Genomic DNA, 22,985 nt, shown 5'->3' with positions numbered 1-22,985 from the left:
GTGCGCCTGTCGGATCATTTCGCCGTTCAATCAGGGCGGCGGGTGATCAGGCGGCCGACAACCGGCACACCAAGTGGAAGAGCGTTGGGAATTTACCGACCCCAGGTGAGAGAGCGTTGGGCGAGGGGTGGGTATAGTGCCCGCTATGGATGACAAGGCAACTCTGCACCGCTACCTGCGCACGCGGCGTGCGGACCTCCTCGCCAAACTCGACGGGCTGGACGAGTACGACGCCCGGAGGCCCCTGACGCCGACCGGCACCAACCTGCTTGGCCTGGTGAAGCACGTGGCCAGCGTGCAGCTTGGATACTTCGGCGAGGTCTTCGGGCGCCCGAGTCCGCGGGACCTGCCGTGGGACGCCGAGGACGCAGAACCCGACGCCGACATGTGGGCTGGCCCGGAGGAGACTCGGGAGCAGATCGTTGAACTCCATCGGTTCTCCGCTGAGCACAGCGACGCCACGATTGACGCGCTACCGCTGGACGCGCCAGGGGAAGTGCCCTGGTGGCCGGGGGAACGCAGGCACGTCACTCTCCACCAGATCCTGGTGCACATGTGCGTGGAAACGGCCCAGCACCTGGGCCACGCCGACATCCTCCGCGAGCTCATCGACGGATCAGCAGGCCAGCGGCCGGGAGACCCGAACCTGACATCGCGCACCGCCGAGGAATGGGCCGCCCACCGCTCGCGGATCGACGCGGCGGCCCGCGCCGCGGCGGACCAAGTGAGAGAGCGTCCGGGAAATGGGGGCAGGTGGTGAGAGAGCGTCCGGCGGGGTGGAGGGGGCTACTCGATCGTGGCGAACAGCTCGTTGAGTTCGTCGGTCAGCTGTTTCCGGAGCGCGGGCGTGCCGATTTCCTTGCCGTCGATGTGGTTCACCGGAGCCAGCAGCCGGATGCTGGAGATCAGCCACACGGCATCGGCGTCGAAGAGATCCCTCGGCTCCAGCGGGCCGTAGCCGAGTTCCCAGCCCGCAGCCTTGGCGGCAGCAAAGAGCGCACCCTGCGACGTTCCCGGGAGGATGCCGCTGTCCAGCTGCGGGGTGATGAGGCGGCGCACCGTGCGGGTGCCGCCGTCGCCGTCGTCGACCGTGTCAAGGTGAGCCAGCAGGACGGTGGACGTGGGGCCTTCGAGGACACGGCCGTCGGAGGACGTGAAGATGACATCGTCCGCCCCCTGGTTGTGGGCGTAGCGCAGGGCCGCCATGTTGACCGCGTAGGAGAGCGTCTTGGCGCCCAGCAATAGCCACGGCGCCCGTTCGCCCACTTCACTGTCGTAGCCGCGGTCCAGGAGGATGACATCGATTCCGGTCTCGCGCTGGCGCCGGCCGGCGGCGGGGACGGCGGAAGCCTGGACCCAGCAGGTGGGGCGCGCTCCGCCCTCGGCGCCGCGGGTGCAGATCAGCTTCACCACCGTCTCATCTTCCTCCGGTGTGCCGGCGGGATGCTGGGAACGGTATTCGGCCACCGCCGTCGCGATGGCCCGGCGCCAGGTGTCCTCCGCGGGGATGTCCAGCTCCAGTGCGCGGGCCGAACCCTGCAGCCGCCGCAGGTGCGCATCGAGCTTCCGCGGGTTTCCGCCAACAGCCAGCATGGATTCAAAAACGCCGTCGCCGCGGGTGGCGCCCTGGTCCGTGGCCATCAGCTGCGGCTGTGAAGCATCGGCGATCCGGCCGTCGTCGAACCGGGGGTCAAGGAAAACGAGAACGGTGGCCGGGGCAGCAGGAGTCATGCCTCAAGCTTAGCGTCGGCGCCGCTTCCTTCCCCTGCGGGGGATAGGCTGTGCTGGATGCCTCTCCGGAACCGGTCCGGCGGGCGAGTAACCGTTGGAGTCTGTCTGTGTTGTGGCCGTTTCCGCTGGTGGGCACCGCGCCTTACTGGCTCGTGCTGGCGCTGAGCATTGTTGACCTGGTCATCCGGGTGCTGGCGCTGGGAATCATTCCGGGCAACCGCCGTCCCACCACGGCCATGGCCTGGCTGCTGGGAATCTTCTTTGTGCCCGCTCTCGGACTGATCCTGTTCCTGCTTTTCGGGAACTTCAAACTCTCCCGAAAGCGCCGTGCACAGCAGGACGCCGTGAACAAGCGGGTCCGCGCCGGCACCTCCCAGCTGGCCGCCGTCGAAAGCGAATACGACGGTCCGGAATGGGTGGCTTCAGCAGCGGAACTGAACAAGACCCTCGGTTCGCTGCCCATGGTGGACGGCAACAGCGTGGAGCTACTGCCCGGGTACCCCGACTCCATCAAGGCCATGGCCGCCGCCGTGCGCGGAGCGAAGAACTTCGTCAATGCCGAGTTCTACATCATGAGCACGGACCACATCACCGACGACCTGTTCACCGCCCTGGAAGAGGCCGCGGAGCGCGGCGTCCAGGTCCGTGTGCTGTTCGACCACCTCGGCACCCTGCGGATCAAGGGCTACCGCAAGCTCATCGCGCGCCTGAAGGCCAGCAAGATTCAGTGGCGGCCCATGCTGCCGCTGAATCCTGTCCACGGCCAGTGGCGCCGGCCCGACCTGCGCAACCACCGCAAGATCATGGTGATCGACGGCGAAATCGCCTTTACGGGCTCGCAGAACCTGATCGAGCCCTCCTACAACAATCCCCGGCACCGCAAGGTGGGACGGGAGTGGGTGGAGCTCATGGCCTGCCTGCGCGGGCCGATTGTCACCACGCTCAACGTGGTCTTCGCCACCGACTGGCTCAGTGAGACGGACGAGTCCCTGGAGGACCAGCTTGCCCACCGGCCCGAGATGGCACCGGGTGCCGTGACCGCCCAGGCCGTCCCCAGCGGCCCCGGCTTCATCACCGAGAACAACCTGCGCCTCTTCAACACCCTCATCTACTCCGCCCAGCACAAGATCTCCATCTGCAGCCCGTACTTCGTCCCCGATGATTCGCTGCTCTATGCGGTGACGACGGCGGCGCAACGGGGCGTCGACGTCGAACTTTTCGTCTCGGAAAAGGGGGACCAGTTCCTGGTCCACCACGCTCAGCAGTCCTACTACGAGGCGCTGCTGGAGGCGGGCGTGCGGATCTACCTGTACAAGGCGCCGTTCGTGCTGCACGCGAAGCATTTCACCATCGACGACGAAGTGGCGGTCCTGGGGTCCAGCAACATGGACATGAGGTCCTTCTCGCTCAACCTGGAGGTTTCGGTGATGCTCCTTGGCGCCGACATCGTTGCCAAGATGCGTGCCGTGGAGGACACCTACCGGGGCATCTCCCGCGAGCTGACGCTCGAGGACTGGATGGAGCGGCCCATGGCGGTCAAGTACGTGGACAACGTCGCGCGGCTCACGGCCACCCTGCAGTAGGGCCCTGCATTAGGGCTACGCTGGAGCAGGCGGGGGTCAGCTTTCCGGGAAGCCCGCGCCCAGCGCGGAGAGGACTCCGTACGCCTTGGTCCGGATTTCGTCGTACTCCTCCTGCGGCGAGGAATCCGCCGTGATGGCCCCGCCGACGCCGAGGCTCAGCTCCGTGCCGCCGGCACCGTCTGCGCGGATCACCAGGGTCCGGATGGCCACCGCGGTGTCCATCGCCCCGCTCAGGGAGAAATAGCCGATGGCGCCCGAATAGACCCCGCGCGGCGCCCCTTCCAGGCGGTCCAGGATGGCCATGGTGCTGATCTTCGGCGCCCCCGTCATGGAGCCCGCGGGAAAGCAGGCTGCGACGGCCTCGGCGCGGGGCAGCCCCGGCTTCAGCTTGGCATCGATGGTGCTGACCATCTGGTGGACCGTGGCGTAGCTTTCGATCGCGCAGAGCCTGCTGACAGTGACGGATCCTGCGACGGCGAAGTGGCTGAGGTCGTTGCGGAGCAGGTCCACGATCATGATGTTCTCGGCCCGGTCCTTGGGAGAGGATTCCAGGTCATCGCGCAGCTCCTGGTCCCGCGCCGGTTCCGCGGCCCTGGGGCGGGTGCCCTTGATCGGCTCGGCGCGCATCCCGCCGTCGGCCGCTATCCGCAGGAAACGCTCCGGCGACGTGCTGGCCACGGTGAGCCCGCCGAACCGCAGGTAGCTGGCAAACGGTGCCGGGTTTTTCCGGCGCAGCGCCAGGTAGGTGCGCCAGGGGTCCACCCCGTCCGGGCCGGCCGGCACAGCCGCGCTGACCGCCGTGGTGAGGCACACCTCGTAGGTGTTCCCCTCGGCGATTTCATGTTGGGCTTCAGCGATCTTGAGCTTGTAGGCCTGCTCGGTGTCACGTCCGGTGAACGCCGGGGCGGGCTGTGTTCCGGGTACGACGGCGGCGCTGGCGCCGGGTTCCGAGGGGTCAGCGGCCGCAGCCACTGAGGCGGCCGCGACGGCCGAGCGGGCAAAATCCAACCATTCCGTGGCGTCCGGCGCCGCCAGGGCGAGCAGCCAGACGCTGCCTTCCCGGTGGTCCAGGACCACGGCCCGGCCGGCGAAGATCATGGCGGCGTCCGGGATGTCGGACGGAACGTCACTGCCGCCGGTTTCGCGCTTCAGTTCGTAGCCCAGGTAGCCCAGCCAGCCGAGGGTGAATTCGCAGGCGTAGCCCTCCGGTGCGCGGACCGCCCGGCGGCCCCAGACGCCGTCGAGCCAGCGGAAGAACGGTCCGGCGGTGGCCACCGTGGCGGTGCCGGTGGTCAGCCGGGTCACGCCGGAACGGTGCCGGGCCTCCTGGCCGAAACTGCCGCCGTCGTCCGCCAGAATGCTGAAGCGGCTGCGCTCGGCTGCCGCTCCCGCCGTCCGGAGCGAGGAGTCCAGCCACACGGCATTGGGCGAACGGCCGTAGAGGGAGTCGAAGAGCAGGGCGGCGTCGGGAACGCAGTCCAGACGCTCGGCATGGAGTTGCAGCCCGCGGCGGGCCGAGAGCTCTGGCAGCAGCACGGCAGCCAGGGCGGGGAGGTACTGGAGTGCCCGGAGGACGTCATCGGGGGCGGTGCCGTCGGCCCGGTTGAGCACCTGGATATCTGCATGGTCCTGCACCGCGTCCGTTGCCAGCCATTCCTCCTCCTGCGCGGCCCACTGGTCCCAGAACGGTTCGTAGGTGCTGCCGTCGCGTGCCAGGGCACGGGTGCGGCGGTCGCCGTCGGAGGACTCCGCCCACACGACGGCGTCCAGCAGCGGGCGGGCCGAGGAGGCCGCGGCACCCACACCCTCAACGATGACGATCTCCGCCGGCAGCGTTGTGCGCGCCGGGCCGTCATAGTGGTTCTCCCAGTCCCAGCTGACCCATTCGGCCGCTTCGCCGCGGCTCAGCGGGGCGAGGACGGTGGTGACATAGCGCTCGATGCCCGCCGCGAGGCCGTTCCAGCCGGGATAGATGTCCTCAAGATGGAAGAGAGACACCTTGTGGTGCTCCCGCAGCCGCGCGGCAAGCTCGATTGCGAGGGTGGTCTTTCCTGCGCCGGACCGGCCGTCGATGGCAATGATCACGGGTGCAGGGGTCATGAAATAGAGCGTACCTGCTGCCCGGACGGGTTCTGTTGCTGCACTTCCCGCCGCGCATGGTCCACGATCCCGGGCACAGCGGCCTTGATGAGGTCCCACGTGACGTCGAAGTCGGCGTGGCCGCCGTACCAGGGGTCCTCGATGCCCTGGTCCAGCAGGTCCCGGCCGGACACGGCCGGATCGAAGCTGCGCAGCATCCTGACCCGCGCCAAGGCCTCCCCGTCAGGGGCCGTGGCCCGCAGCCAGCCGTAATGGTCCACGTCCAGGGCAAGGATCAGGTGGCGGTCACGGAACCATTCGGGGCGCCATTCCCGCGCAACGTGCCGGTCCGAGGCAAGTTGGTGGGCTGCCAGCTTACGGGCGGCCCGGGGATCGATGGGGCGCCCGGCCTCATAGGCCGTGGTTCCGGCTGAATCCACCACGACGTCGCCGGCGAGCCCCGCTGCTGCGAAGGCCTCGGCCAGCATCAGCTCGGCCATCGGGGACCGGCAGATATTTCCGGTGCACACCGCGATGATCCGGTATGGGCTCGACATTGAGGACATGGAGCAAGCATGGGGGATGGCGCCCCCTCTTGGCTAGTCACAGGCCGTGCGCATTACGGGCGGCTGAACAGCGTTACGAGGCCTGTTATATCCGGTGGGCGCGGTCAGCGCCCGGGAACAGATCGCATGGCATCTCAGTTATGAGTACTGAGGAAGAAAAATGAGCACTACATGCACTGCACTGGTCATTCCGGCCCGATTGGGTGACGCCCTGAGAGCAGTGGCCCTTGAGGCGACTACAGACACTCTCCAGCGGCTGGTCGGGGGACATTTGGAATCCGTCAGCCGCGGCGACTGGCACGTCTACCTGAACGCCGAAGGCCACCTCATGAACCTGCCGCCGAACATCCGCGCAGCCCAGCTTATTCATGAGGCCGGGCTCGACCTGTCGGATGCGGCCAGGGGCACGGCCGTGTTCCTGGGCCGGACCGAGCGCGGCGGCGAGGCAGACGTACCGGAGCACCTGTTGCGCCGGGCGGAAGAAATGTTCGGCTCCCCGCTGGCAGCCTGACGAGCGGGGTTCAGAGGCCGGCCAGGCGCGCGAGCAGCGCGTACACCCCCCAGAGCCCGGCGCCCAGGAGGATGCCGAGATAGGCGAGCACAAGCCGGGTGTCGCGCAGGTAGCACTTCGACTTTGTCAGCCCCTTCCGGCGGGCTTTCCAGTATCCGACGAACCCGATGGCCGCGAACACGGCCAGGGCAACCGGGCCGGTCAGCCAACCCAGCAGTGCGATCGTGGCGAAGATGCAGAGGCGCAGCGGATCGAAGGGAACGCCGGCCTGCGGATCCGGGTCGTCGTCCGACTGGCCGCCGTGGGCGCCGTGACGGGTGGCGTGGGCGCGCAGCAGTTCCGACGGCAGGGGGCCGGATGCGATGCGCTTCGCGTCGGAATCGGAACTCATCATCATCCTTAGAGTTGGCGCACCGGGAGCAGCCGGACACCCGTGGCCGTGCTCATCCGTTGCCTGGACAGGGCCGGCCACGCCTGGACGGCGCAGAAGGGGGCGCACTGGTGATCGCCGGCGTCACTCTTGGTTCCGACGTGCACGCAGCATTGGGTGAGCCTCTCCTCGATCATGGTCGAAATGTCCATGAACGGCTTGACCATGATCCGGGTAACGCGTTCGGCCAGGAGCCTGCGCAGCCGTTGTTGCTGGCCCGGGAGTTTGCCGGCCGCCAGCGTGGTGAGCGTGCCTATCCCGAGGTCGCACTGGGTGCAGATGTTCTTCCAGAGATCCGCTGTCCGGGGGTGGGACAAGGATGACTGTTCGCTCAGAAGATCGAGCAGCGAGGACTTCATCAGGCTGCGCAGCTCCAATGGAATTGCACTGTCGGCGATGCGGTTGGCGATGCTGTCAGGATTGAGCTCCAGCCAGGCGAGCAGCCGATCGTGCCCGATCAGCGATGTCAGCGACCGCCACACCCCGGCGTCGTCCTTCAGCATGTAGCCGACTGACGCGCAGTGCGGATGCGAGCACGGCAGGGCTGTCAGGTCATGCCACGAGACCACCCCGTTGGTTTGCCCGGCCAACCTTTCGAGCACTCCCGTGTGAGTGAGCCGGTCCAGGGGATCGATGCCGTGTCCGCGGCCGGAGCCGAATACCGGCTGCAGCGCGACCCCGCCGACGAACGGGGTTTCCAGGGCCCGCATGACGACGGCGCCCACCTCGCCGTCGTTGACGCCGAGCGTTGCCGTCATCGTCAGGGTGGTGAAGACCCCTGCCTCGGACAGGCGCTCGATGGCCAGGTCCTTGAACCGGGTCAGGTCTCCGCCGCGGTGGTGGATGGAGGCTTCTTTGGACGGGCCGTCGTATTGGAGGTACACCTCCACGCGGTCCCGGTGCCTGGCCAGCAGCGCTAGGAGTTCGTCGTCGGTGGCCATGAGCATGCCGTTGCTGTTCACCATGATCCGGACGATCGGCCGGGCGACGAGCTCATCCAGAAGTTCGGCCAGGTATGGATAGAGCGTGGGCTCGCCGCCGGAGAGCATCAGGACGTCCAGCCGCCCGTTTTCGCGGGCAAGCCGGGTGTCGATATTCGCGAGTACCTCGCTGAGCGGCGCCACTCCCTGCAATTGCGGGCCTGAGGCGGTGAAGCAGGTGGGGCAGCGCAGATTGCAGTGCTCGATGATGTCCTGCAGGAGGATGCACGTGTGCTGCGTCTGCATGGCGGGAAGCCCGTAGGCGTAGGCCTCGGGTATCGGGCGGAAGTTGCCCGCCTGGTCGGGGATGTGCTGCTTGGTGGGCGCCTGCCACTTTTCCAGGTAGCGCAGGATTTCGGGCGATTCGTCATACAGCGTGCGCACCAGGCCGTGATCGGGGCAGCCGCGTTCGAGCCACACGCGATCATCGCGGATGAGCAGCACCCCGGACAGGCGCCGCACCTGGGCAAGCGGAGGATTGGTCTCATGGCAGCGCGGGCAGAACGCCGTGACATAGCGGTGGATCCGGTCGCCGCGCAACGGCTGGCCGGGGCCCGGAAGCGACCGTCCTGCGGCCAAGGGTGAAGGGCTCATGTCAGGCTCCCATCTGAGCGAGGGCTCCGACGCAGAGTCCGCCGCCGAGCAACGTGAACATTCCGAGGCCGATCAGAAGCCCGGCGCCGAAACGCGATGTCCGCCGTCTGAGCGCTAGCAGGACGGATACCAGCAAGTACAGGATGATCGGCAGGAACGCGGCCGTTCCTCCCAAGAAGCCAGACGGCCACATGGTGGGCCCGCCGAGGGGGATTGTCGCGCCAAGGTAGACGGCATAGAGCGCCAGGGCGCCGAGCAGCACTCCGAGTCCTATCGAACCCCCCTTTGGCTGTTGCGGCGTGCCGCCCGGGTGCGGCGGCGGGTTCCGGGGAACGTCAGGGTTGTCCTCGCTCATGCAACTCTTCCTTTCAACTCCGGGCGGAGCGGTTTCCCGAACACCCGCCACATTCGCCAGGCCAACAGGGGGAGAACCGCCAGCAGGAACCACTGGGGGCGGCTCATTCCCAGCCAGATCACCTCATTGCCGCGAACAAACTCCACGCCGAACCTGAAGAGCGCGTAAGCGGTCACGTAACAGATGAAGAGGTCGCCGGGGTGTGCGAGGCGATCGCGAAAGCGCCACATAACGGCGAACGCGGCAGCATGGAAGACGATTTCGTAGGCAAAGGACGGATGGAGCCCGGCCCCGGGGGTCCCGCCGATCAGTGCTGCCTGCGCGGGGGTGAGCACGATTCCCCAGTCGCCGCCGGTGGGGGTGCCGGGCAGTTCGGTGAGGAGGCAGCCGACCCGCCCCAGAACCATGGCCAGTGCGACGGCGGGTGCGAGCAGGTCACCGGTGGATTCACGGTAGCCTGTCAGCCGCTTGCCCAAGTGGACGCCGAACCATGCACCCACCAGGCCTGCGAGGATGCTGCGGTCTCCGTTGCCCCACCAGTCCGCCAGGGAGACCTGCCGGGAGATATCCCAGGTGAGCACGCGGGATCCGATGGCACCGAAGGCGACGGCGAAGCCTGCGATGGGCCACAACCGGGGATCGGAGAGGCCGCGGCGGCGCTTCTCATAGGCGTAAAACATCAGGGCTGCGACGATTCCCAGCCCCGTCAGAACGCCATGCGCAAGCCCATCTCCCGCGAAGGGAAGCCCGATCATGTGCAGAGTGTAACAGCGCGTGCTCAGGCTGCCTTGACCACGGGGAGCTCGTCCCAATGGGTGGTGTACCTGGGCGAGAGCATGGTGCGCTGCATGGACCAGTCCGGGCCGCCCCGGATTCCGGCGTGGCCCAGCCCCACCGAGCCGCGCCCGTAGCGGCGGCTGATGTCCTCCAGCAGAATGCCGATGCCGCGTTCCTCGCGCGGGTTCGCAAACACCGGCAGCGGCGATTGCTGGCCTGTGGGGCGCAGGTCGGTGACCATAATGCCGGCTCGGACGTATTTGGTGCCTTCCTCGATCCGGGGGAGCAGGGCGTGCGCGGCTCTGGTCAACAGCACCGGATCCGCGGTGGGCATGGGCAACGTGACGCAGACCGACGGGTAGGACGTGTCCAGCGGGTTGTAGTGCGAGGTGCCGGCGAAGGCAGTGAGCACCTTGGCCTGCAGGCTGTGCTTGGCCAGGCGGGCGCTGGCTTGCTGGCCATAGACGCTCATGACCTGTCGCAGGTCCGCGGCCGCGGTGATGGGCGTGGAAAACGAACGGCTGAAGATGAGCTGGTCACGTCCAATGCGCTCCTCTTCCAAGGGGATGCACGCGGTGCCATGTAGCTCCAGGACCGTGCGCATCAGCACCACCGAGAAGCGGTCCCGGATCCACACGGGATCGGCGCGGGCAAGGTCCAGGATGGAGTGGATGCCCATGCTGTTCAGGCGTTTTGTCAGCCGGGCGGCCACGCCCCAGAGCTCGATGACGGACAGCCGGCCCATCAACGCTTCGCGGGCCGTGGCCGGCATGGAGTCCCAGCGGCACACGCCGTTAAGGGCGGGATTGTTCTTGGCCCATTTGTTGGCCAGCTTCGCGAGGGTCTTGGTATTGGCAATTCCTACGCAGACCGGCACCCCGATGTTGCGGCGAACAGCTGTCTTCATGGTCTGCCCGAGATGCAGGAGTTCGTCCGGGGTGCCTTTGACTCCCAGGAAGGCTTCATCGATGCTGTAGACCTCCAGCCAGGCCGAGTAGCGGCCCAGAAGCTCCATAACACGGGCGCTGATATCGCCGTACAGCTCGTAGTTGCTGGATTTGGCCACCAGCCCCCATTCCTTGGCGCGGGGGGCGATCTTGAACCACGGCTCGCCGACCGGGATGCCAAGAGCTTTGGCTTCAGGGGACCGGGTGACCGCGCAGCCGTCGTTGTTGGAGAGAACGACCAGGGGGCGGCCTTCCAGCGAAGGATCGAAGGCCCGCTCCGCCGAGGCGTAGAAGCAGTTGACGTCCACCAGGGCAATCTCCCGGACGGTGTCCGGGGTCCGGGTTTCAGGAATCGCGAGCGCTTCAGACATGGTGCAGGCAGCGGGTGGCCACGCCCCAGATCACCAGGTCCGACAACGCCGGGACCCGGATGTCCGGATAGCGGGGGTTGTCCGCCTGCAGCACCACTCCGGACGCCGTGACCCTGAGCCGCTTGATGGTCAGCTCACCGTCCAGGACCGCTATGACCACTGATCCGTCCTTGGGGTCCAGGGCGCGGTTGACGATCAGTTCGTCGCCGTCGCTGATCCCGGCTCCTTCCATCGAGTCTCCGGACACCCGCACGATGTATGTGCTGGTGATGTCCTTGATGAGGTGTTCATTGAGGTCGATCCGGCCGTCAAAGTAGTCCTGCGCCGGCGAAGGGTACCCCGCTGCGACTGGTACAGGAGAGATCAGTACCGACAGCAGGGATGTGCCCGCATCTATCACGCGGGGACCGATAACTATGCCCACAACACACCTTTATTCGAATATATGTTCGATACTTCAGTGTAGACCCAGGCTCGGACATTCGATATTCTCTTCGCTTGCTAGGATCAGCCCCATTGTCCCGCCCGTGAGGATTCGCCTGAAGGGGAAGAGCAGTGAAGTCCAATCATTATGACGATTTTGCCGGGAACTACTCGGCTGAAAATGAGTCCAGCCTCCTCAACGCCTATTACGAGCGGCCGGCGATGATTGGCCTTGCCGGCGACGTGGCCGGTCACCGGGTCCTCGACGCTGGCTGTGGCTCGGGGCCGCTGTCCGCCGCGCTGGCCGCGAAGGGCGCCGCCGTGACCGGCTTCGATTCCAGTCCTGCGATGCTCGCATTGGCAAGACAGCGATTGGGTCCGACCGCAGACCTGCACCTGGCCGACCTCAGCAAGCCGCTCCCTTTCGCCGATGGCTCCTTCGACGACGTTGTCTCGTCCTTGGTCCTGCACTATCTGGAGGACTGGTCAGCACCACTTGCCGAACTGCGGCGCGTACTGAAGCCGGGCGGTCGCCTGATCCTGTCGGTCAACCACCCCACCGTTAGCGTGATCAACCAACCCGCCGAGGACTACTTCGCAATCCGGCAGTACTCGGAGGATTACGAGTTCGCTGGCGAGCCTGCGGTCCTGACCTTCTGGCACCGACCACTTCACGCGATGATCAGCGCCTTTACGTCGGCGGGATACCGCGTAGCCACCGTGAGCGAACCAGAGCCATCTCCAGACACACCGCACGATCTCCTTCCGCCGCGCATCCTCAACGGCGAGAGGACAGCGTTCCTGTCCTTCATCTTCTTCGTCCTCGAGGCAGACAAAGTCAGAACCGGAACCGACATGCCCGATTCGGCGGATGAGGATCTGGCTCGGTTGGCGCGACGTGGCTGAACGAAAGACCCCCGCCCGGACATGTCCGGGCGGGGGTCTTGTGCTGTTGGATCCGCTGCCGGCATCGGCCGGCCGCGGGGTTAGCGGGTCGAAGCGGTCTGCAGCGACTGTTCCATAGCGGCCCAGGCGGCGTAGCTGCCGTCCAGTTCGACGACGTCGTACCCGGCCCGGCGCAGCGCGCTGGCGGCTACGGAGTTCCGCACGCCGGACTGGCAGTAGGACACGATGGTGCCGGCGGTGGGCAGTTCATCCAGGTGCCACATGACGCGGCCGCCACTGAGCTGGTAAGAGCCCGGAACGTGCCCGGCCTTGTGCTCGGTCTTGTTGCGGACATCCAGGACCATTGCGGCGTCGAAGCCCTCGAGCTCCTCGGGCTGGATCAGCTTGGGCGTGAAGGTGGGCAGCCCGTCGATGCCGGTCAGGTAGCCCGCCACGTTGTCGATGCCCACGCGGACCAGGTGGTCCCACATGTCCTGGGCCTGTTCCTGGTCCTTGGCCAGGAGCACCAGCGGGTTCTTATCCGTCTCGGGGTTGACCACCCAGGCGCCGTAGCTGGCAACGGATTTGCCGGCCGGAACGTTCAGGGACCGGACCACGGTGCCCTGGTGGACCTCGCCGTTGGAGCGGGTGTCGATGAAGGTCAGGGTGTCTTCTGCCAGGCTCCTTGCGACGTCGGCCGCGTCCAGTTCCTGCAGCGGGGCACGTTCGCCCATGACGGCGGGGCCTTCGCGGTTTTCGCGCTTCATGCGGCCGAAGTAGGCGTGTGCGTCCGGCTGGCCGTCGAGCAGTTCGTCGATGAATCCCTGCTCGTCGTTGGCGGCCAGGTACGGGCCCCACCAGGCGTACAGCCGCTCGTAGCCCACCGTGGAGGACGGGATGGCGCCGAGGGCCTTGCCGCAGGCGCTGCCGGCGCCGTGTCCCGGGTAAACCTGGACGAAGTCGGGCAGGGTCAGGAACTTGTCGCGCAGGCTGGCGAACAGCTGCTTGGCACCCAGGAACCGGGTGTCCACGCCGCCGGCGGCTTCGTCCAGGAGGTCGGGGCGGCCGAGGTCGCCGGAGAAGACAAAGTCGCCCGAGAGCAGGTACCCGGCCTCGCTGCTGAACGCGCCGTCCGTGATCAGGAAGGACAGGTGTTCCGGAGTGTGCCCCGGGGTGTGGAGCGCCTGCACGGTGATGTTACCGATGGTGATCTTGCTGCCGTCGAACAGGCGCTCGCCGTCGAAACCGTACTGCCAGTCGGGGCCGCCTTCGCCGGAGACATAGATCTTGGCCCCGGTGGCGGCCGCGAGTTCCCGGGTGCCTGAGAGGTAGTCGGCGTGGATGTGGGTCTCGGTAACGGCCACAATCTTCATGCCGTTGGCTGCTGCGAGGGAGCGGTAGGTGTCGATGTCACGGCGGGCGTCGACAACAACTGCCTCACCCTTCCGCTGGCAGCCGATGAAGTAGCTGGCCTGGGCGAGGTCTTCATCGTAGATGCGCTCGAGAAGCATGGGGTTCTCCTTCGTAAAAGTTTGTGGGGTTCCTGGGTGGCTCCCCGTTGGTCTACTCAAAATCATAATACCCCGGGGGGTATATCGCAAATGGCGTGGCGTTGTGGTTTTGAAACCGTCAGCCGATGCTTCGGGCGCGCCACTTCGCCAGTTTCTCCAGTACAGATCTCCAGCGTCCGGACGGAGGTTCGTCCGGTGCCGGGGGTGCATAGCTCACCGGATGGCCTTCCCGGTACCACTCCGTGATGCCGCCCGCGATGTTGATCGCGTCGTGGCCCTGGGCAGTGAGGAGTGCAGTGGCCTGGCTGCTGCGCTTGCCTGAACCGCACAGGACGTAAAGCGTGCTGTTCGGCAGGTCCTGCTGCCGGAACGGCAGTTCCTCGAGGGGGACGTTCAGGCTGCCCGGGATATGGGCGACGGCATACTCGTCCTGGCCCCGCACGTCCACCACCACCGTGCGGGGCCAGATTGCCGCCAGGTCGCCGGGCGTAATACTGCGCATCGGCTTCTGTGGATATTCGTCAGGACTGATGCTGCGCTGCCTGCGCGCGCAGTGCTGCCATATCGAGGTTCTTGACGCCCTGGATGACCTGCTCCAGCCCTGCCGCATTGAGCGCGCCTGGCTGGGAGAAGACGAGGGTCTTGTCCCGGAAAGCCATCAGTGTGGGGATGGACGTGATGCCGGCAGCAGCCGCCAACGCCTGCTCGGCTTCCGTGTCCACCTTGGCAAAAACGACGTCGGGGTGCTTCTGGGACGCTGCGTCGTAGGTGGGGGCGAACATGCGGCAGGGGCCGCACCAGCCGGCCCAGAAGTCGATGAAGACAATGTCGTTGTCCTCAAGCGTCCGGGCAAGCGATTCTTCCGTGATGTCGATGGTTGCCATGGCTGAATTCCTTACGTGTGGCCGGTGGGGCGGGGGCGGGGTTGTGGCTGCGGATGAGGCAGGCCGGTTAGGTGGCGGGGAGTCCTGCGCGGCTCCAGGCGATCATGCCGCCGGTCATTGTGTCGGCGCTGAATCCGGCGCCATTGAGCGCATCTGCCACGCGGGCGCTACGGTTGCCGCTGCGGCAGACGACGATGACGGGAACGCCGGGGTCCAGCTCGGACAAGCGGGCCTGCAACTGCCCCATGGGGATGTGCAGGGCGCCGGGGATCATGCCTTCGGCGACTTCGAAGTCTTCGCGGACATCGAGGATTTGTGCGCTGGTGCGCCGTTGCTCAGTTTCGGTGACGGTGATTTCTGCCATGACTGGGTTCCTTTCCGGAGTGTGGGTGAATGTTTAGCGGACCGGTTCGCCGGCTTGGTGCCGGTCAGGCTGTGACGGTGCTGGCCGTAACCCAGGCGGCGACGGCGAAGATCAGGACGGCGAACGAGATGCGGACGTGCTTGTCTTTGAGCAGGCGGGCCAGCCGGGCTGCGGCGATTGAGCCGAGGATGGCCGGTACCGTGAAGGCCAGGACTGTGGACCATTCGATGGTGAAGCCGGCGGCGTGTGCCCCGAAGCCTGCGGCGGAGTTGATGACAATAATGGCCAGGGAGGAAGCGACGGCCTGCTTCATGCGCAGTCCCAGGAAGAGCGTGAGGGCCGGCGTGATGAGGAATCCGCCGCCAACTCCCAGCAGGCCCGTCAGGAAGCCGACCAGCAGCCCGACTCCGACGGCCTTGGGAGCGCAGGAGCGGAAGGCCCGCGTGGGGCCCGTGCTGCAAGATCCCTCTACTTCGTTGGTGCGCATCAGCATACGAACGCCGGCAACCACCATGATGCCCGCGAATGCCAGCATCAGTATGTTGGGATCCAGCAGCCGGCCCACGGCCGCGCCTCCCCACGCGGCCGGGATGCCGGCGGCCCCGACCAGCAGCACGACTGGCCAGTTGATGCCTTCACGGAACCGGGGCAAAAGTGCTGCCAGCGACGAGAGGCCAACCACCAGCAGGGAGGTGGGGATGGCCTCCGCGGGGCTGAGGCCCACTCCGTACACCAGGGCAGGGACGGCGATGATCGATCCGCCGCCGCCGACCACGCCGAGGACTATCCCGACGAGTAGCCCCAATGCCAGAGCTGAAATCATGCCGCCTGCGCCCGGTTCTGGTCGGTCTGCACCCCTGCAGCGGGCAGCTGCAGGATGGCGGATTCGCGGGTGGGTTCCTTAGCCGCCTTGTTCCACGGCATCGCGGAGAGGGCCTGGCCCATGGCGCAGGTGTTGGTCGCTGCGGAGAATGTCAGGCCCGTGCCGACAGCTCCTGCGAGCAGGCGGATTTTGGGTGAGACGAATTTGCCTCCGGCCAGGCCAAGCACCACCAGGGAGCCGGCTGCCAGCCGGACCTGGCGCTCCAGGTCCCAGCGGGCCTTGCCGCGGACAACGTTTCCGCCGGCGGCAGCGAAGCCCGGCACGCCGCCGGTCAGGACGTAAGCGGTACCGATGCCTGCGCCGCCGAGGCGCTGCCGTGCCTGCTCAGCCCGTGCGCCGGACTGGCAGACCAGCACAACACGGCTTCCCAGCCGGGTGGCCAGTTCGTCCGTGTGCTCGGAAAGCAGCGGGAGCGGAACGTTGTACGAACCGCGGATGTGCAGGGATTCGAATTCCGCGGCCGATCGTACGTCGATCACCACGAGGTCCTTGTGTTCCTGAAACCAGGTCTGCAGCGTTTCCGGATCCAGGGCGGTGACTGCGGGGGCGGCCGGTGAAGCGGAGGAGGAGGCCGAAGCGGAGGGGCGTGTCATTGATGTCCTTTCGAGACGGATCAGGTAGAGCTGAATACCCCACCGAGTATTGCAGATACCCCTAGGGGTAGTCAAAAACACCCCAGGGGGTATATTCTGGAGTGCATAACAACCCTTTATCCGGAGGCATCATGGAACTCGATTCAACCGACCTCGCACCGGTCATCAACAGGCTCAAGCGGGCTCAGGGGCAGCTGGCCGCGGTGACCCGGATGCTCGAAGAAGGCCGCGAGTGCAAGGACATCGTCACCCAGCTCGCCGCGGTGTCGAAGGCGCTGGACCGCGCGGGATTCGCCATCATCGCCAGCGGACTTGAGCAATGCCTTGTCCGCAAGGATGCGAGCATGGACACGAAGGACCTGGAAAAGCTCTTCCTGTCCCTGGCCTGAGCCGCACCCGTGCTGTAATTCACTAACGCCCAGCACTGAACCGTTCCGGCCTGACCGGACCCCAGCCGAGGAGACAATATGACGTACACCCACACCGTGACCGTCCCGCTATCCTGGAGCGACGCCGTGGAGCGTACTCGTGAGGCGCTCGCCGGACAGGGATTCGGCATTCTGTCCGAAATCAATGTCCGCGCGACCTTCGAAGCCAAGCTTGGCCAGGACGCTGCCGAAGCGCTCGGAGACTACGTCATTCTGGGCGCCTGCAACCCCGCCCTGGCCAGCCGCGCGCTTGCCGCCGAGCCGGACCTCGGTGCGCTGCTGCCCTGCAATGTGGTGGTGCGACGCGGCCGGGACGCGGGCATGACAACCATCCAGGCCATTGATCCGCAGACCATGGTGCAGCTCAGCGACAGTCCCGCCGTTGCGGAAGTAGCCAACGACGCCGATGCCCGGCTGCGTGCAGCGCTGGCGGTTCTGGAGGCGCAGGAGGCCCCGCGCTGAGCGGCTTCCGGCGCCGGGTGTGGTTATTTTCGTCACGGTTTCTGCGTCCTGCCGCAATCCTGGTTTCCCGGGCCCCATACTGAGATTGACGCGGTGATGTCCTGCGCCCGGCCAGTCAGGAGGAAGAGCATTGAACACTGTGATGTCCGTAGTGACAAACGAGTATTTCCCTGCTGCGGCGGTGCTTTTTGGAGTAGTCCTTTTTTGGACGGTCGCCTTCTTCGGGGGCCTGTCACTCCTGAGCACCAACCAGCCGCCCATTGCCACACTCACCTGGCTGCTTTTCGTCTACACTGCAGCGGTTCTTTCGCCCCTCGCGGGACTGCTGGCCGCGGTGGACCTCGTCCGCCGCTGGTGGCGGAACCGCTCCGCGCGTGCAGCCGGCCGCGTGGCCGGAACCAAGTCCGCCTAGCCCAACCAGGGGAAAACGGGTAGCGTCCACTCGCACGCGGCGGGGTGTAATCTCCTAAAATTGTTATGGGGCCGGCGGCGAAAAGCCCGCTGAGACCCGGGCTGTCCCCAGTCGCCGTCGGCCCTTCCCCGCGGCGTAATCACGCTGTGGGATGGGGCGCCGGGCGGTCTTCGCGTGGGTCGCAGGATGCGTTCTGACGCGTGCCTGTTCCGGGCCGCCTGTTTAGGCAGCCAGCCCCGTGTCCACGGGCAGTCCGCTCAGGCGCCATTCGAGCATGCCGTCGTTCAGCCTTAGGGCGCTGCGGCCCGTGGAGTGCAGAAAGTCCACCGCTTCGTAGGCGAGCACGCAGTAGGCTCCGCGGCAGTAGGCAACAATCTCCCTGTCGGGCGGCAATTCGCCGAGCCGGCTGCTGAGCTCTTCCAGCGGTATCGACAACGCGCCGGGGATGTGGGCCGCGCGATACTCCTCCGCGGGGCGGACGTCGAGCACGGTGACGGTTCCGGCCCCGACCTGAGCCAGAAGGTCCTCCCTGGTCATTTCCGCAGGCTGCCCCGCGGTGCTGTGGGCATCGTTTCCCGTGAGGCCAAGGTAGTCCGCGCGCTTTTGTTCGACGTCGGCCACGCGCGAGCGGGCGACGCTGCGCACCAGGCTGTACAAGGCGGCAACATCCGGCCCAGCCAGGGCGTAGAAGATCCGGGCGCCGTCCCTTCTGGTGGCCACCAGGCCCGCCTGCTTCAGGGCCTGCAGGTGGGCCGAGGCGGTGCTCAGGCCGAGACCCGCCGCCGCAGCGAGGGACTCGACGCTCCGTTCGCCCTGGGCCAGGAGGTCGATCAGCTCCAGGCGCTTACCGTGGCCCATTGCCTTCCCTACCTTGGCGAACTGCTCGAACAGTGCGGCCTTCTTCGCGCGGTCACCCATGCCTACCTCCAATATTCCATGTAATAATGGAATCATAGCATTCCACGTTTTCGTGGAATGCCAGACTAGCCGCGCGCAGCTCCCCGTGGAAAGCAGCGCCCGCCCAAGCAAGGAATGCAGACCCATGACCCCAGGAATCACCGCCCCGAAACCCCGGTCCGGCACGAGGGATGCCATAACGCTGGGGCTGCGGCAGAATCTCGCCCAGTTCATGATCCTGGTGGCAGTCAACGCACTGGTCGGCGGGACGCTGGGCCAGGAGAGGACCGTCCTGCCGCTCCTCGCCGGCGAAGTCTTCCACCTGGACCTCTACACCAGCGCCTTGACGTACATCCTGGCGTTCGGCGTGGCCAAGGCAGCCACGAACTACTTCGCCGGAACGCTGTCGGACCGCTACGGGCGCAAGCCGGTCCTGGTGGCAGGCTGGCTGGTCGCGCTGCCCGTCCCGCTGATGCTGATCTTCGGGCCGACTTGGGGGTGGATCGTCGCAGCCAACATCGTCCTCGGCATCAGCCAGGGACTGACCTGGTCCACCACTGTCATGATGAAGATGGACCTGGTGGGGCCGTCCCGCCGTGGCCTGGCGATGGGCCTCAACGAGGCGGCCGGATACCTCGGCGTCGCCGGGACCGCCCTGGCCACCGGCTACATTGCCTCCACCTACGGGCTTCGTCCCGGCCCCTTCCTGCTGGGTGCCGCCTTTATCGCCGTCGGCCTGGGGCTCTCAGTCCTCACTGTGCGCGAAACGCACCACCATGCCAGGGCCGAGGCCGCCAACCATGTCTCGGTCCATGAGGGGGCCCACGCGCAGCTGAGCAACCGCGAGGTCTTCACCCTGACGAGCTTCCGTGACAAGTCCCTGTCCTCCGTCAGCCAGGCGGGCATGGTGAACAACCTGAACGACGGTCTGGCCTGGGGTCTTTTCCCCGTCCTGTTTGCGGCCGCCGGGCTGACGATTGAACGCATCGGCATCCTTGCGGCGGTGTATCCGGCGGTGTGGGGCGCCGGACAGTTGGTGACGGGGGCGCTGTCCGACCGGATCGGGCGCAAGCCCCTGATCGTAGGAGGCATGCTGGTGCAGGCGATTGCGCTCGGCATGGTCGCCTTTGGTGCCGGCTTTGAAACCTGGCTGGCCGCGGCGGTGTTGCTGGGGGCGGGCACGGCCATGGTCTACCCGACGCTGCTTGCCGCCATTGGCGACGTTGCGCACCCTGAGTGGCGGGCCAGGTCGGTGGGGATCTACCGGCTGTGGCGCGACGGCGGCTTTGCCGTGGGCGCCCTGCTGTCCGGAATCATTGCCGACGCATACGGCATCCCTGCGGCAGCCGTCGTCGTGGCCGTCCTGACCGGAGTGTCCGGTGTGGTGGTGGCCGTTCGCATGCGCGGCGCAGACCACAAGCCCGCCCGCCGGACCGCGGGTGAACCTTTCCGCGATTGACCGGCTGCGATATTCTGGCTTCGGGTTATGCAGGCAGCCCGCGGATTCTTCCGTGAGGATTGCCCATGGGCCCGAAAATCCACGGCGTCAGAGGCCGCTTTGCCGGCATTGCCGAACGGCGCGTCTTCAAGTCCTTCTCCTCATTGTCGTCCGTTCCCACCGACGAACTCGAGGCCCTGGCCGGCCTCTTGACATCCAGCGGCAACACTCCGGGCCCCAACCACTCCGGCCTCGTGCGGCCGGTGGTCATGGCCGAACTGGCGCGCCGGAAAGAGGCCGGGCATAAAGGGCGGCGCCGCCCGGACGCCCCGGCCCACTAGGCGCCGCCCGGACGCCCCGGCCCACTAGGCCCGCCCGGCCCACTAGCCCCGCGCGGACGCCCGGCGCACTGGACCGGCCTATTCGGATGCTCCGACACCCCACAGCGCTTTGCGGAGCAGTGCCTTCAGCTGGGCCGACTCCGCCGCGGGCAGGCCGTCGAGGACTTCCGCTTCAGCCTTTCGTGCAGCTTCGCTGGCCTGCTCGAGCAATTTTCCTCCCTTGGCCGTTGCTGTCACGGTCTTTGCCCGGCGGTCCTGCTTTCCGGGCGCCCTCGCCACCAGGCCGCGCTTCTCCAGCTCATCCACCAGGGCCACAATCTGGCTGGGGTCCAGGCTGAGGAAGTCGGCCATTTCGCGCTGCGTCGGCTCCAGTCCGCTGTTTGCCAGTATCAGGACGGAGTACGAGCGCTCCTTGAGGTCGAATTCGGCCAGTGCCCTGTTGTTCACAACGGACCCTGCGGCGTGCAGCTTGGCCAGCAGAAATCCGAGGTCCTGGCTGATGGACGCGGCGACCAGCTTGTGGGTCTGCTCGGTCCGCTGACCGTCCTGTGCCTCGATCGTCATGTCCCACTCCAATAATCTTCAAAACAAATCGTTGACATTTTCAACTATACGTAATTTCATGGATACAGAACAGCATCCCACGTTGATGGCCGGGATGCACAAGGTCAGCTAGCAAAGGAGCAGCCATGAGCCTGTCAGGCAAAGTAGCAATCGTCACCGGAAGCGGCCGGGGCCTCGGCCTCGCCTACGCCAGGGAACTGGCCCGGCAGGGCGCCGCCGTCGTCATCAATGACGTCGACGCCGAAGTGGCTGCAGACGTGGTCCGGACCATCGAGGCCGACGGCGGGAAGGCCGCCGCCGTCGTCGCTCCCGTCGGCAGCACGGAAGTTGCCAAGCAGCTGGTGCAGGCGGCCGTTACGGAGTTCGGCCGCTTCGACATCCTGGTCACCAACGCCGGCATCCTTCGGGACAAGAGCCTGCTGAAGATGACCGACGAGGACTTCGACGCCGTCATCAACGTCCACCTCCGCGGCACCTTCACCTGCGTCCGCGAAGCGTTCGCGTACTTCAAGGAGAACGGAATCGCCGGCCGCATCATCACCATCGGCTCGCCCACCGGGCAGCGCGGCAACTTCGGCCAGACCAACTACGCCGCTGCCAAGGCCGGCATCGTGGGCATGGTCCGCACCTGGGCGCTGGAAATGAAGAAGGCCGGGGTGACCGCCAACGCCGTCATCCCGGTGGCGGCCACGGCCATGACCAAGACTGTCCCGTACTTCCAGAAAGCGGTGGAGGCGGACGAACGCGGGGAGGCCATGCCGGCCTTCTTCCGCCACGAGCTCGGTTTCGGAACGGCCGACGACGTCTCCGGGCTGGTCGCGTTCCTCGCCTCCGATGCGGCGGCCGGCATTACCGGCCAGGCGATTGGTGCGGGCGGCGACCGTCTTCAGCTCTGGACCCACCCCGAGGCCGCGGCCACCGAATACCGCGAGGGCGGCTGGCGTTACGAGGACCTCGTGGAGAACTTCGGCCCGCTCTTCGGCGGCAAGCTGCAGAGCGTGGGCGAGGAATTCCTGCCGCTGCCCGACAACCTGAAGCCGGAGGCGCAGCCTGCCGCAGCGCCCGTGAAGGTGGGCTAGCCATGGCCGCCATCCGCTACGAGCTTGGCATCGACGCCGCCACGCTGGATGCGATCGACATGCACGTCCACCTCGAAGTGGACGGCCACGGCCACGAGTCGCTCCCGCCGGCACTCACCGAGGCCTCGGCAAAGTACTTCAAGTCCGAGGACCGCACACCGTCGCTGGACCGCATCGCCGAGGTCTACCGGGAACTGAACATGGCCGCCGTCGTATTCACCGTGGACGCGCGGACCCAGCTCAAGCACGAACCAAACAGCATCGAGGACCTGATCGCTGGCGCCGCCCGGAACAATGACGTGCTGATCCCGTTCGGCAGCGTGGATCCGCGCACCGGGGCCGAGGCCATCCAGGGTGCCAAGCGCCAGGCCGTGGACCTGGGCGCCCGCGGCTTCAAGTTCCATCCCAGCCTGCAGGGCTTCGACCCCTCGAACGAACAGTTCTACCCGTTGTGGGAAACACTTCAGGAACTGGGCCTGCCCGCCATCTTCCACACCGGCCAGAACGGCATGGGCGCCGGCCTTCCCGGCGGGTACGGCATCAAGCTGGCCTACTCCAACCCGCTCCTGCTGGACGCCGTGGCCGCAGACTTCCCGGAACTGCAGATCATCATGGCCCACCCGTCCGTGCCATGGCAGGACGAGGCAAACTCCATCGCCACGCACAAGGCCAACGTGTTCATCGACCTCTCCGGCTGGTCGCCCAAGTACTTCCCGGAGTCGCTGGTGCGCATGTCCAATTCAGTACTCCAGGACAAGGTCCTGTTCGGCACCGACTTCCCGCTCATCACGCCGCAGAAATGGCTGGCCGCGTTCGCGGACCTGCCGCTCAAGGACGAGGTCCGGCCCAAAATCCTCAAGCACAACGCAGTGCGCCTGCTCGGACTGGACGGCTGAG

28 protein-coding genes are annotated in these 22,985 nt (G+C 66.5%); 11 read left to right on the top strand and 17 right to left on the bottom strand.

The window, feature by feature from the left end; genetic code table 11:
- Positions 1-145: 145 nt before the first annotated feature.
- A complete protein-coding gene (locus TV39_RS19955; protein WP_043485088.1) occupies positions 146-760 on the top strand; it encodes a DinB family protein in 615 nt (204 codons plus the stop codon).
- A 26-nt stretch (positions 761-786) separates the two neighbouring features.
- Here the strand turns inward: TV39_RS19955 and TV39_RS19950 are convergent, their stop codons facing one another.
- A complete protein-coding gene (locus TV39_RS19950; protein ID WP_043485085.1) occupies positions 787-1,731 on the bottom strand; it encodes an aminodeoxychorismate lyase in 945 nt (314 codons plus the stop codon).
- Between the two features lie 107 nt (positions 1,732-1,838).
- Between TV39_RS19950 and cls the strand changes: the two genes are divergently transcribed.
- Positions 1,839-3,314 (top strand): cardiolipin synthase, encoded by a 1,476-nt coding sequence (gene cls / locus TV39_RS19945; protein WP_200891063.1) that lies wholly within the window; start codon positions 1,839-1,841, stop codon positions 3,312-3,314.
- Between the two features lie 36 nt (positions 3,315-3,350).
- Here the strand turns inward: cls and pabB are convergent, their stop codons facing one another.
- Together pabB and TV39_RS19935 are read right to left on the bottom strand one after the other, a co-directional pair.
- The gene (pabB, locus tag TV39_RS19940; protein ID WP_043485083.1) at positions 3,351-5,414 is read right to left on the bottom strand and encodes an aminodeoxychorismate synthase component I; all 2,064 of its coding nucleotides are present in this window, start codon (positions 5,412-5,414) and stop codon (positions 3,351-3,353) included.
- Positions 5,411-5,959 (bottom strand): low molecular weight protein-tyrosine-phosphatase, encoded by a 549-nt coding sequence (locus tag TV39_RS19935; protein ID WP_043485080.1) that lies wholly within the window; start codon positions 5,957-5,959, stop codon positions 5,411-5,413. The genes pabB and TV39_RS19935 overlap by 4 nt, the downstream gene beginning before the upstream one ends.
- Before the next feature lie 160 nt (positions 5,960-6,119).
- Here TV39_RS19935 and TV39_RS19930 point away from each other — a divergent pair, with 160 nt between their 5' ends.
- Positions 6,120-6,470 carry a DUF3846 domain-containing protein gene (locus TV39_RS19930; RefSeq protein ID WP_043485077.1) on the top strand — a complete coding sequence of 117 codons (351 nt, stop codon included), beginning with the start codon at positions 6,120-6,122 and terminating at the stop codon, positions 6,468-6,470.
- Between the two features lie 10 nt (positions 6,471-6,480).
- On the opposite strand, the gene TV39_RS22190 is transcribed toward TV39_RS19930, so the two are convergent.
- The 6 genes from TV39_RS22190 to TV39_RS19900 are packed head-to-tail and all read right to left on the bottom strand — an operon-like array spanning position 6,481 to position 11,348.
- Positions 6,481-6,861 (bottom strand): hypothetical protein, encoded by a 381-nt coding sequence (locus tag TV39_RS22190; protein WP_144406479.1) that lies wholly within the window; start codon positions 6,859-6,861, stop codon positions 6,481-6,483.
- Between the two features lie 8 nt (positions 6,862-6,869).
- On the bottom strand, positions 6,870-8,474 hold the full coding sequence (locus TV39_RS19920; protein ID WP_043485074.1) for a radical SAM protein: 1,605 nt from the start codon (positions 8,472-8,474) through the stop codon (positions 6,870-6,872).
- Position 8,475: 1 nt separating this feature from the next.
- Complete coding sequence (locus TV39_RS19915; protein ID WP_043485072.1) at positions 8,476-8,829, bottom strand: hypothetical protein; 354 nt, start codon at positions 8,827-8,829, stop codon at positions 8,476-8,478.
- Positions 8,826-9,584: a prolipoprotein diacylglyceryl transferase gene (locus TV39_RS19910; protein WP_043485069.1), complete on the bottom strand. Its 759-nt coding sequence runs from the start codon at positions 9,582-9,584 to the stop codon at positions 8,826-8,828. Before TV39_RS19910 ends, TV39_RS19915 begins: the two co-directional genes overlap by 4 nt.
- Before the next feature lie 23 nt (positions 9,585-9,607).
- Entirely contained in the window at positions 9,608-10,924 is a 1,317-nt protein-coding gene (locus TV39_RS19905) for a Y-family DNA polymerase (protein WP_043485066.1), read from the bottom strand.
- Positions 10,917-11,348: a LexA family protein gene (locus TV39_RS19900; protein ID WP_043485064.1), complete on the bottom strand. Its 432-nt coding sequence runs from the start codon at positions 11,346-11,348 to the stop codon at positions 10,917-10,919. The genes TV39_RS19905 and TV39_RS19900 overlap by 8 nt, the downstream gene beginning before the upstream one ends.
- Before the next feature lie 131 nt (positions 11,349-11,479).
- On the opposite strand from TV39_RS19900, the gene TV39_RS19895 reads away from it, so the two are divergent.
- Positions 11,480-12,253 (top strand): class I SAM-dependent methyltransferase, encoded by a 774-nt coding sequence (locus tag TV39_RS19895; RefSeq protein ID WP_235347462.1) that lies wholly within the window; start codon positions 11,480-11,482, stop codon positions 12,251-12,253.
- Between the two features lie 80 nt (positions 12,254-12,333).
- Here the strand turns inward: TV39_RS19895 and TV39_RS19890 are convergent, their stop codons facing one another.
- The 6 genes from TV39_RS19890 to TV39_RS19865 all read right to left on the bottom strand — a co-directional run bounded on the left by TV39_RS19890 (position 12,334) and on the right by TV39_RS19865 (position 16,467).
- Positions 12,334-13,743, bottom strand: coding sequence for an MBL fold metallo-hydrolase (locus TV39_RS19890; RefSeq protein ID WP_043485061.1), 1,410 nt, complete (start codon positions 13,741-13,743; stop codon positions 12,334-12,336).
- A 118-nt stretch (positions 13,744-13,861) separates the two neighbouring features.
- A complete protein-coding gene (locus tag TV39_RS19885) occupies positions 13,862-14,245 on the bottom strand; it encodes a rhodanese-like domain-containing protein (RefSeq protein WP_043485058.1) in 384 nt (127 codons plus the stop codon).
- 19 nt (positions 14,246-14,264) lie between these two features.
- Positions 14,265-14,627 carry a thioredoxin family protein gene (locus TV39_RS19880; protein ID WP_043485056.1) on the bottom strand — a complete coding sequence of 121 codons (363 nt, stop codon included), beginning with the start codon at positions 14,625-14,627 and terminating at the stop codon, positions 14,265-14,267.
- 67 nt (positions 14,628-14,694) lie between these two features.
- Positions 14,695-14,991 carry a rhodanese-like domain-containing protein gene (locus tag TV39_RS19875; RefSeq protein WP_043485055.1) on the bottom strand — a complete coding sequence of 99 codons (297 nt, stop codon included), beginning with the start codon at positions 14,989-14,991 and terminating at the stop codon, positions 14,695-14,697.
- Positions 14,992-15,055: 64 nt separating this feature from the next.
- Positions 15,056-15,814: a sulfite exporter TauE/SafE family protein gene (locus tag TV39_RS19870; RefSeq protein ID WP_043485053.1), complete on the bottom strand. Its 759-nt coding sequence runs from the start codon at positions 15,812-15,814 to the stop codon at positions 15,056-15,058.
- On the bottom strand, positions 15,811-16,467 hold the full coding sequence (locus TV39_RS19865) for a rhodanese-like domain-containing protein (protein WP_043485051.1): 657 nt from the start codon (positions 16,465-16,467) through the stop codon (positions 15,811-15,813). The genes TV39_RS19870 and TV39_RS19865 overlap by 4 nt, the downstream gene beginning before the upstream one ends.
- A 131-nt stretch (positions 16,468-16,598) precedes the next feature.
- On the opposite strand from TV39_RS19865, the gene TV39_RS19860 reads away from it, so the two are divergent.
- The 3 genes from TV39_RS19860 (at position 16,599) to TV39_RS19850 (ending at position 17,769) form a co-directional block, all read left to right on the top strand.
- Positions 16,599-16,856 carry a metal-sensitive transcriptional regulator gene (locus tag TV39_RS19860; RefSeq protein ID WP_043485049.1) on the top strand — a complete coding sequence of 86 codons (258 nt, stop codon included), beginning with the start codon at positions 16,599-16,601 and terminating at the stop codon, positions 16,854-16,856.
- A 78-nt stretch (positions 16,857-16,934) separates the two neighbouring features.
- Positions 16,935-17,357, top strand: coding sequence for a DUF302 domain-containing protein (locus tag TV39_RS19855; RefSeq protein WP_043485047.1), 423 nt, complete (start codon positions 16,935-16,937; stop codon positions 17,355-17,357).
- Positions 17,358-17,499: 142 nt separating this feature from the next.
- Entirely contained in the window at positions 17,500-17,769 is a 270-nt protein-coding gene (locus TV39_RS19850; protein WP_235347461.1) for a hypothetical protein, read from the top strand.
- A 222-nt stretch (positions 17,770-17,991) separates the two neighbouring features.
- Here the strand turns inward: TV39_RS19850 and TV39_RS19845 are convergent, their stop codons facing one another.
- A complete protein-coding gene (locus TV39_RS19845) occupies positions 17,992-18,687 on the bottom strand; it encodes an ArsR/SmtB family transcription factor (protein WP_043485044.1) in 696 nt (231 codons plus the stop codon).
- A gap of 124 nt (positions 18,688-18,811) precedes the next feature.
- Between TV39_RS19845 and TV39_RS19840 the strand changes: the two genes are divergently transcribed.
- Together TV39_RS19840 and TV39_RS19835 are read left to right on the top strand one after the other, a co-directional pair.
- Entirely contained in the window at positions 18,812-20,125 is a 1,314-nt protein-coding gene (locus tag TV39_RS19840; RefSeq protein ID WP_043485042.1) for an MFS transporter, read from the top strand.
- A gap of 65 nt (positions 20,126-20,190) precedes the next feature.
- The gene (locus TV39_RS19835) at positions 20,191-20,445 is read left to right on the top strand and encodes a hypothetical protein (protein ID WP_043485038.1); all 255 of its coding nucleotides are present in this window, start codon (positions 20,191-20,193) and stop codon (positions 20,443-20,445) included.
- Between the two features lie 78 nt (positions 20,446-20,523).
- Here TV39_RS19835 and TV39_RS19830 read toward each other — a convergent pair whose 3' ends face one another.
- Positions 20,524-21,009: a MarR family winged helix-turn-helix transcriptional regulator gene (locus tag TV39_RS19830; protein WP_043485035.1), complete on the bottom strand. Its 486-nt coding sequence runs from the start codon at positions 21,007-21,009 to the stop codon at positions 20,524-20,526.
- A gap of 125 nt (positions 21,010-21,134) precedes the next feature.
- Between TV39_RS19830 and TV39_RS19825 the strand changes: the two genes are divergently transcribed.
- Positions 21,135-22,088, top strand: coding sequence for an SDR family NAD(P)-dependent oxidoreductase (locus TV39_RS19825; RefSeq protein WP_043485033.1), 954 nt, complete (start codon positions 21,135-21,137; stop codon positions 22,086-22,088).
- Between the two features lie 2 nt (positions 22,089-22,090).
- Positions 22,091-22,984: an amidohydrolase family protein gene (locus TV39_RS19820; RefSeq protein ID WP_043485031.1), complete on the top strand. Its 894-nt coding sequence runs from the start codon at positions 22,091-22,093 to the stop codon at positions 22,982-22,984.
- Position 22,985 lies beyond the last annotated feature (1 nt).

The sequence above is a fragment of the Arthrobacter sp. SPG23 genome (assembly GCF_000876655.1).
In the GTDB taxonomy this organism is placed as follows: Bacteria; Actinomycetota; Actinomycetes; order Actinomycetales; family Micrococcaceae; genus Arthrobacter.
The sequence above is the reverse complement of the archived record's forward strand: the minus strand, read 5'-3'. Positions and strand labels throughout refer to the sequence as shown.

What these genes read in the sequence shown, in the direction of transcription:
- TV39_RS19880 (WP_043485056.1), bottom strand. Translation starts at nt 14,627, where the DNA reads ATGGCAACCATCGACATCACGGAAGAATCGCTTGCCCGGACGCTTGAG.
- TV39_RS19910 (WP_043485069.1), bottom strand. Translation starts at nt 9,584, where the DNA reads ATGATCGGGCTTCCCTTCGCGGGAGATGGGCTTGCGCATGGCGTTCTG.
- TV39_RS19955 (WP_043485088.1), top strand. Translation starts at nt 146, where the DNA reads ATGGATGACAAGGCAACTCTGCACCGCTACCTGCGCACGCGGCGTGCG.
- TV39_RS19915 (WP_043485072.1), bottom strand. Translation starts at nt 8,829, where the DNA reads ATGAGCGAGGACAACCCTGACGTTCCCCGGAACCCGCCGCCGCACCCG.
- TV39_RS19885 (WP_043485058.1), bottom strand. Translation starts at nt 14,245, where the DNA reads ATGCGCAGTATTACGCCCGGCGACCTGGCGGCAATCTGGCCCCGCACG.
- TV39_RS19855 (WP_043485047.1), top strand. Translation starts at nt 16,935, where the DNA reads ATGACGTACACCCACACCGTGACCGTCCCGCTATCCTGGAGCGACGCC.
- TV39_RS19935 (WP_043485080.1), bottom strand. Translation starts at nt 5,959, where the DNA reads ATGTCCTCAATGTCGAGCCCATACCGGATCATCGCGGTGTGCACCGGA.
- TV39_RS19830 (WP_043485035.1), bottom strand. Translation starts at nt 21,009, where the DNA reads ATGACGATCGAGGCACAGGACGGTCAGCGGACCGAGCAGACCCACAAG.
- TV39_RS19820 (WP_043485031.1), top strand. Translation starts at nt 22,091, where the DNA reads ATGGCCGCCATCCGCTACGAGCTTGGCATCGACGCCGCCACGCTGGAT.
- TV39_RS19825 (WP_043485033.1), top strand. Translation starts at nt 21,135, where the DNA reads ATGAGCCTGTCAGGCAAAGTAGCAATCGTCACCGGAAGCGGCCGGGGC.
- TV39_RS19865 (WP_043485051.1), bottom strand. Translation starts at nt 16,467, where the DNA reads ATGACACGCCCCTCCGCTTCGGCCTCCTCCTCCGCTTCACCGGCCGCC.
- TV39_RS19845 (WP_043485044.1), bottom strand. Translation starts at nt 18,687, where the DNA reads ATGGGTGACCGCGCGAAGAAGGCCGCACTGTTCGAGCAGTTCGCCAAG.
- TV39_RS19850 (WP_235347461.1), top strand. Translation starts at nt 17,500, where the DNA reads ATGTCCGTAGTGACAAACGAGTATTTCCCTGCTGCGGCGGTGCTTTTT.
- TV39_RS19920 (WP_043485074.1), bottom strand. Translation starts at nt 8,474, where the DNA reads ATGAGCCCTTCACCCTTGGCCGCAGGACGGTCGCTTCCGGGCCCCGGC.
- TV39_RS19950 (WP_043485085.1), bottom strand. Translation starts at nt 1,731, where the DNA reads ATGACTCCTGCTGCCCCGGCCACCGTTCTCGTTTTCCTTGACCCCCGG.
- TV39_RS19835 (WP_043485038.1), top strand. Translation starts at nt 20,191, where the DNA reads ATGGGCCCGAAAATCCACGGCGTCAGAGGCCGCTTTGCCGGCATTGCC.
- TV39_RS19930 (WP_043485077.1), top strand. Translation starts at nt 6,120, where the DNA reads ATGAGCACTACATGCACTGCACTGGTCATTCCGGCCCGATTGGGTGAC.
- TV39_RS19870 (WP_043485053.1), bottom strand. Translation starts at nt 15,814, where the DNA reads ATGATTTCAGCTCTGGCATTGGGGCTACTCGTCGGGATAGTCCTCGGC.
- TV39_RS19890 (WP_043485061.1), bottom strand. Translation starts at nt 13,743, where the DNA reads ATGCTTCTCGAGCGCATCTACGATGAAGACCTCGCCCAGGCCAGCTAC.
- TV39_RS19860 (WP_043485049.1), top strand. Translation starts at nt 16,599, where the DNA reads ATGGAACTCGATTCAACCGACCTCGCACCGGTCATCAACAGGCTCAAG.
- TV39_RS19875 (WP_043485055.1), bottom strand. Translation starts at nt 14,991, where the DNA reads ATGGCAGAAATCACCGTCACCGAAACTGAGCAACGGCGCACCAGCGCA.
- TV39_RS19840 (WP_043485042.1), top strand. Translation starts at nt 18,812, where the DNA reads ATGACCCCAGGAATCACCGCCCCGAAACCCCGGTCCGGCACGAGGGAT.
- pabB (WP_043485083.1), bottom strand. Translation starts at nt 5,414, where the DNA reads ATGACCCCTGCACCCGTGATCATTGCCATCGACGGCCGGTCCGGCGCA.
- TV39_RS19905 (WP_043485066.1), bottom strand. Translation starts at nt 10,924, where the DNA reads ATGTCTGAAGCGCTCGCGATTCCTGAAACCCGGACCCCGGACACCGTC.
- TV39_RS22190 (WP_144406479.1), bottom strand. Translation starts at nt 6,861, where the DNA reads ATGAGTTCCGATTCCGACGCGAAGCGCATCGCATCCGGCCCCCTGCCG.